We start from the raw sequence: 5,210 nt of genomic DNA, 5'->3' as shown, positions 1-5,210 counted from the left end.
GGCCGACGCGGGCGCGGGGGCGGGCGCGGGCGCGGGCGCGGTCACCAAGGAGACCAGCGAGGGGACCAGCGAGGGGACCAGCGAGGGGACCAGCGAGGAGATCAGCGTGGCACTGGTGGAGGCGCGTGTCGGCGACACGGTGCTGGTGCACGCGGGCGAGGCGATCGCCGTGGTGGAGAGGGCGGGCGCATGACCGGGACGATGTACCCGTTCCTGCGGCGCGACCCGCTGGACGTGCGGGCGTCCACCGAGGAGAAGGCCCGGGAGAGCCTGGAACTGCGGCGGCGGGTGCTGGACGAGCTGATGGCGCCGCTGGCGGTGGCCGCCGCGGAGCTGGCGGCGGCGTTCCGCGGCGGCGGGCGGCTGTTCGCCTTCGGCAACGGCGGCAGCAGCACGGACGCGCAGTCGGTGGCCGGCCTGTGCACCGCGCGCGGCCTGCCGGCGGTGTCGCTGACCGGCGACGCGGCGCTCGTGACGGCGCTCGGCAACGACGTCGGCTTCGACGTGGTGTTCGCCCGCCAGCTCGCCGCCCTGGGCGGTCCTGGCGACATCGCGTGCGCGCTGTCGACCAGCGGCGGCTCGGCGAACGTGCTACGCGGCCTGGTCCAGGCCAGGAGCATGGGCATGACGACCGTCGGCTTCGCGGGCTCGGGAGGCGGGCGCATGGCCGAGGAACGGCTCGCCGAGCACCTGTTCGTCGTCCCGTCGTCGTCGGTGCACCGGATCCAGGAGGCGCAGGCGACGCTCTACCACGTGCTGGCCGAGCTGGTGTCAGCAGATGCGCGGTAGCGGATCGCCCACCAGCACGTCGACCACCCGGGTGCCGCCGAAGGCGGTACGCAGCAGCACCAGGCCCGGCGGGTCGGCGGTGACCGTGCCGGCGATCGCGGCGTCGGCACCCAGCGGATGGGCGCGCAGCGTGTCGAGGGCCTGCCCGGCGTGCTCGCCGTCGACCACGGCCACGAAGCGGCCCTCGCAGGCGACGTAGAGCGGGTCGAGGCCGAGCAGCTCGCACACTCCGGTCACTTCCGGGCGTACCGGGATCCGCTCCTCGTCCAGCACCACGGCGACCTCGGACGCGCGGGCCACCTCGTTGAGAACCGTGGCCACCCCGCCACGGGTGGCGTCCCGCAGGGTCCTGACGTGCCGCGGCAGCGCCTTGATCAGTTCGGCGACGATGCCGTGCAGCGGCGCGGTGTCGGACGTGATCGGCGCCTCGATGCCGAAGTCGTCCCTGGCCAGCATGATGGCCGCCCCGTGCGCGCCGATCGGGCCCGACACGATGACCGCGTCACCCGGCCGCGCGCCGGAGGCCGACAGCGTGACCGGCTCCTCGACGACGCCGACCCCGGCCGTGGTGACGTAGCAGCCGTCGGCCTTGCCGCGCTGGACGACCTTGGTGTCACCGGTGACGATCGTCACCTGCGCTCGCTCCGCGGCCGCCGCCATGGAGGCGGTGATGCGCCGCAGGTCGGCGACGGGGAAGCCCTCCTCAAGGATGAAACCCGCCGACAGGTGCACCGGGCGGGCCCCGCACATGGCCAGGTCGTTCACGGTGCCGTTGACGGCCAGATCGCCGATGTCGCCGCCGGGGAAGAACAGCGGCGAGACGACGTACGAGTCGGTGGTGAAGGCCACGGGACCGTCCCCGAGCCGCACGAGCGCGCCGTCGTCCAGCGGCGCGAGCATCGGGTTGCGGAACGCCTCCAGGAACACGGCCTCGATCAGCGTCTGGGTGGCCTTGCCTCCGGCGCCGTGGGCGAGCGTGATGCGCTCCTCCCTGACGACGGGTTTGCGCCGCCGCATCCGCTCGATGCGGTCGAGCACCTGCTGCTCACGGGTCACGGCCGGCTCGCCTCCTGCTCCCGCGCCGCAGCGCTCATCTGCTCGCGGCTGAACCGCCCGAAGTTGTAGTACGCGGCACAGGCGCCCTCGGAGGAGACCATGCACGTCCCGATCGGCGTCTCCGGGGTGCAGGCGGTACCGAACACCTTGCACTCCCACGGCTTGAGCACACCCTTGAGCACCTCGCCGCACTGGCACGACTTCGGGTCGGCGACGCGCAGGCCGGGCAGGTCGAAGACGCGTTCGGCGTCGAAGGCGGCGTACTCGCCGGCCATGGCGAGCGCGGAATGGGCGATGAAGCCGAGCCCGCGCCACTCGAAGTGCGGCCGCAGCCGCATCACCTGGCCCATGGCCGAGAGCGCGATGCGGTTGCCGTCCCAGGGCACCACGCGGGCGTACTGGTTCTCCACCTCGCAGCGGCCCTCGGCGAGCTGCCCGAGGAGCATGTGCACCGAGGTGAGGATGTCGAGCGGCTCGAACCCGGCCACCACCAGCGGCTTGCGGTAGTCGCGGGCGATGAACTCGTACGGCCGGCAGCCGATCACCGCCGACACGTGACCGGGGCCGATGAACCCGTCGAGGCGCAGGTCGGGCGAGTCGAGGATGGCCTTGACCGCCGGGATGATCATGACGTGGTTGCAGAAGACGGAGAAGTTGCCGAGGCCCTCGGCCGCGGCCCGCAACACGGTCATGGCGGTGGAGGGCGCGGTGGTCTCGAAGCCGATGGCCATGAACACGACCCGCCGGTCCGGGTTGGCCCGCGCGATCTTCAGCGCGTCGAGCGGGGAGTACACCATCCGGATGTCGGCCCCCGCGGCCTTGGCATCCAGGAACGAACCGGAACCACCCGGCACCCGCATCATGTCGCCGAACGACGTCATGATCACGTCCGGCTGCCGGGCGATGTGGATCGCGTCGTCCACCCGGCCCATCGGGATCACGCAGACCGGGCAGCCGGGGCCGTGCACGAGGCTCACCTCGGACGGCAGGTGATCCTCCAGGCCGTGCTTGTAGATGGTGTGGGTGTGCCCGCCGCACACCTCCATGAACGTGTACCGGCGCCCCGGCCGGCAGCTCTCGGCGATCCGCCCGGCCAGCGCCCGCGCCCGGCCCGCGTCGCGGTACTCATCGACGAACCGCATCGCTCTCCCCCATGGTCGTCCCGGCTACACGATGTCGGAGCCGCGCAGCGCGTCCAGTTCGTCCTCGTACGGCTGCCCCAGCCCCTGCAGGTAGTCGAGCACCGCCTGCGCCTCCCGCTCGGAGATCTTCGACAGCGCGAACCCGACGTGCACGAGCACCCAGTCGCCGGGCCGCAGTCCCTCGTCGGCCAGCAGGCCCACGTTGACGCGCCGGCGCACGCCGCTCACGTCGACGACGGCGAGGTCCTCGTGCTCCTGGCCGAACTCGACCAGCTCACCCGGGATGCCGAGACACATCGGCCGCCTCCTCGCCGAAGGTGACCGACTCCAGGACCAGCTCGTCACCGCCGGTGAGGTCGACGCCCTCGTCGCCGCAGAGCGGGCAGGCCGCCAGCGGATCGACCGACTCGGTACGGCAGCCGCACGCGCGGCAGCCGACCGTCATCGGCGTGATGATCAGCTCCACCACGGCGTCCTGGGCGGTGCCGCCGGCCGCGGCGAGCGTGAACGCCTGCCCGAAGGCGTCGTCCACGACGGCGTGGCGGGCGCCTACCCGCACCCGGGCGGACGTGACCCGCCTGCCCGCCGCCCGCCGCTCGATCAGCTCGACGAGGCCCTCGCACATCCCGATCTCGTGCATGCCGCCCTACATTCGTTTGATCTTCATGTACCGGTGGATCTCCGGCCACTGGTGGACGACGACCGCCACCAGCCCGCCGAGCGCGACCAGCTTCACCAGGCGCTTCTTCGACATCTCACATCACCTCACCGTGGGAGCGGATCGCGGGAACCCGGCCCGGCGTTTTCCGCAATCATTTCCATAACCAGGCACTTCACAAGGCCGGCCGCCGCCCCGACCATCGCGTGCACCGGCTCGCTGAGCTCGAACAGCGCCTCCTCGACGGTCACCGGCTCGCAGCAGACGACCCGCACCCGGGCGGGCAGGCGGCCCATCCGCCGGGCCAGCCGCAGGACACTCACCGGATCCATGCCGTGTCCTTCCACGGGTCCTTCCACGGGTCCTTCCACGGGTCCTTCCACGGGTCCTTCCACGGGTCCTTCCACGGGCCCTTCCACGGGCCATTCCACGGGCCCGCCCGCGGGCGCGTCGCCGGGCAGGTCCGGTTCGAGCACGGTGAGCGTGCCGGGGGCGTGGCCGCGCGGCGCGGCGTCCACGAAGATCACGCCCGCGTACGCACGCTGGAGCGCGTAGGCCAGGTCCATGCCGCGGATGCCGAAGTCGACGACGTCCGCCTCCGGCACGGGGGGCCCGGCGGCCAGGTGGCGGGCCACCTCCACGCCGAATCCGTCGTCGCCGAGGAAGACGTTGCCGATGCCGGCGACCAGGACCCGGGCGCCGCCGGGCCGCTCCTCGTGCTCGCCCAGCGGCTCGATCTCCTCGGCGGAGTAGAAGAAGCGGTGCCCGGGCATCCGCGCCTCGCCCAGGTCGCGTCCGGGATCGTCGGCGAGCGTGACCGCGACGTGCAGGGCGCCCGCGTCGTCCTGCTCGACGCTCTCCACCACGGCCACCTGGCCGCCGAGGACGAGGTCGAAGACGTCGGTCCGGTTGCGCGGCCGCAGCCGGACCAGGCTGCCCGGGCCGACCACCGTCCCGTCCACGACCACCTCGCCGGGGCCGCGCCCGGCCATCCGCGTCCAGAAGTCGTTCATGCCCGTGGCTCCGTCCTGCGCATGAGGCCGTGCAGACGCATCAGGTCCTCGGGGGCGAGCGAGGTGCAGCGGTCGAGGATCGCGCGGGCGCGCGGGTCGCCGTCGCGGATCTCCTGCCGCTCCCCGTCGCTGAGCGCCAGCACGCTCAGCGTGAGCAGCTGGTCGATCTCGGTGTTGTCGAACAGGTCACCGGGGCTCTCGGGCGCGATCTCCGGGTGGTCGTAGAGGATGATCGGCGAGGCCAGGACGGTGTGACGGTCGCCGGGCGGTCCCGCCAGCACCGGCCAGGCGCCCTCGTTGCGGCAGGCTCCGGCGTGCTCGCGCATTTCCGGCGGCGGATCCGTGAGCGAGACGAACCGGGCCCGCGGCGCGTGCAGCACGGTGTGCGCGGACACCAGCGTGCGGCGCAGCGCGTCGGCGCGGCTTCCCGGACCCCAGGGCGTGGTGTTGACCACCTCGACGGCGAGCACGAACAGATCGGGCCGCAGCCGCCGCGCGCTCACCTCGATCCGGCCGCTCAGTGCCTCCCAGCTGCGCACCACCATCCCCGCC

The 5,210-nt window shown here is 72.9% G+C and carries 8 protein-coding genes and 1 pseudogene; 2 read left to right on the top strand and 7 right to left on the bottom strand.

The genetic code is table 11. The annotated features are described in order from the left end of the window. Both E1267_RS46050 and E1267_RS42420 read left to right on the top strand, forming a co-directional pair. On the top strand, window positions 1–193 hold a 193-nt coding region (locus E1267_RS46050; RefSeq protein WP_220449937.1), incomplete at its 5' end, for a HypC/HybG/HupF family hydrogenase formation chaperone. Continuing rightward, a complete protein-coding gene (locus E1267_RS42420) occupies window positions 190–789 on the top strand; it encodes a D-sedoheptulose-7-phosphate isomerase (protein WP_132341774.1) in 600 nt (199 codons plus the stop codon). The genes E1267_RS46050 and E1267_RS42420, both read left to right, overlap by 4 nt. Here the strand turns inward: E1267_RS42420 and hypE are convergent. The 7 genes and pseudogenes from hypE to E1267_RS45130 form a co-directional block, all read right to left on the bottom strand. Further along, a complete protein-coding gene (gene hypE, locus E1267_RS42415) occupies window positions 772–1,845 on the bottom strand; it encodes a hydrogenase expression/formation protein HypE (protein ID WP_246064697.1) in 1,074 nt (357 codons plus the stop codon). The two genes, E1267_RS42420 and hypE, sit on opposite strands and share 18 nt — an antisense overlap. Continuing rightward, window positions 1,842–2,987: a hydrogenase formation protein HypD gene (gene hypD / locus E1267_RS42410; RefSeq protein ID WP_132341772.1), complete on the bottom strand. Its 1,146-nt coding sequence runs from the start codon at window positions 2,985–2,987 to the stop codon at window positions 1,842–1,844. The genes hypE and hypD overlap by 4 nt, the downstream gene beginning before the upstream one ends. Before the next feature lie 24 nt (window positions 2,988–3,011). Next, window positions 3,012–3,284: a HypC/HybG/HupF family hydrogenase formation chaperone gene (locus E1267_RS42405; RefSeq protein ID WP_132341770.1), complete on the bottom strand. Its 273-nt coding sequence runs from the start codon at window positions 3,282–3,284 to the stop codon at window positions 3,012–3,014. Further along, on the bottom strand, window positions 3,262–3,627 hold the full coding sequence (locus E1267_RS42400; protein ID WP_132341768.1) for a hydrogenase maturation nickel metallochaperone HypA/HybF: 366 nt from the start codon (window positions 3,625–3,627) through the stop codon (window positions 3,262–3,264). Before E1267_RS42400 ends, E1267_RS42405 begins: the two co-directional genes overlap by 23 nt. 6 nt (window positions 3,628–3,633) lie before the next feature. Next, complete coding sequence (locus tag E1267_RS48150; protein ID WP_425465130.1) at window positions 3,634–3,741, bottom strand: DUF6893 family small protein; 108 nt, start codon at window positions 3,739–3,741, stop codon at window positions 3,634–3,636. A gap of 11 nt (window positions 3,742–3,752) precedes the next feature. Continuing rightward, window positions 3,753–4,658, bottom strand: a complete 906-nt coding sequence (locus E1267_RS42395; RefSeq protein WP_246064695.1) for a hydrogenase maturation protease — start codon at window positions 4,656–4,658, stop codon at window positions 3,753–3,755. Further along, a pseudogene (locus E1267_RS45130) lies at window positions 4,655–5,210 on the bottom strand (hypothetical protein); the annotation flags it as partial. The pseudogene E1267_RS45130 and the gene E1267_RS42395, both read right to left, overlap by 4 nt.

It is taken from the genome of Nonomuraea longispora, assembly GCF_004348345.1.
Taxonomy (GTDB): domain Bacteria; phylum Actinomycetota; class Actinomycetes; order Streptosporangiales; family Streptosporangiaceae; genus Nonomuraea; species Nonomuraea longispora.
The sequence above is the reverse complement of the archived record's forward strand: the minus strand, read 5'-3'. Positions and strand labels throughout refer to the sequence as shown.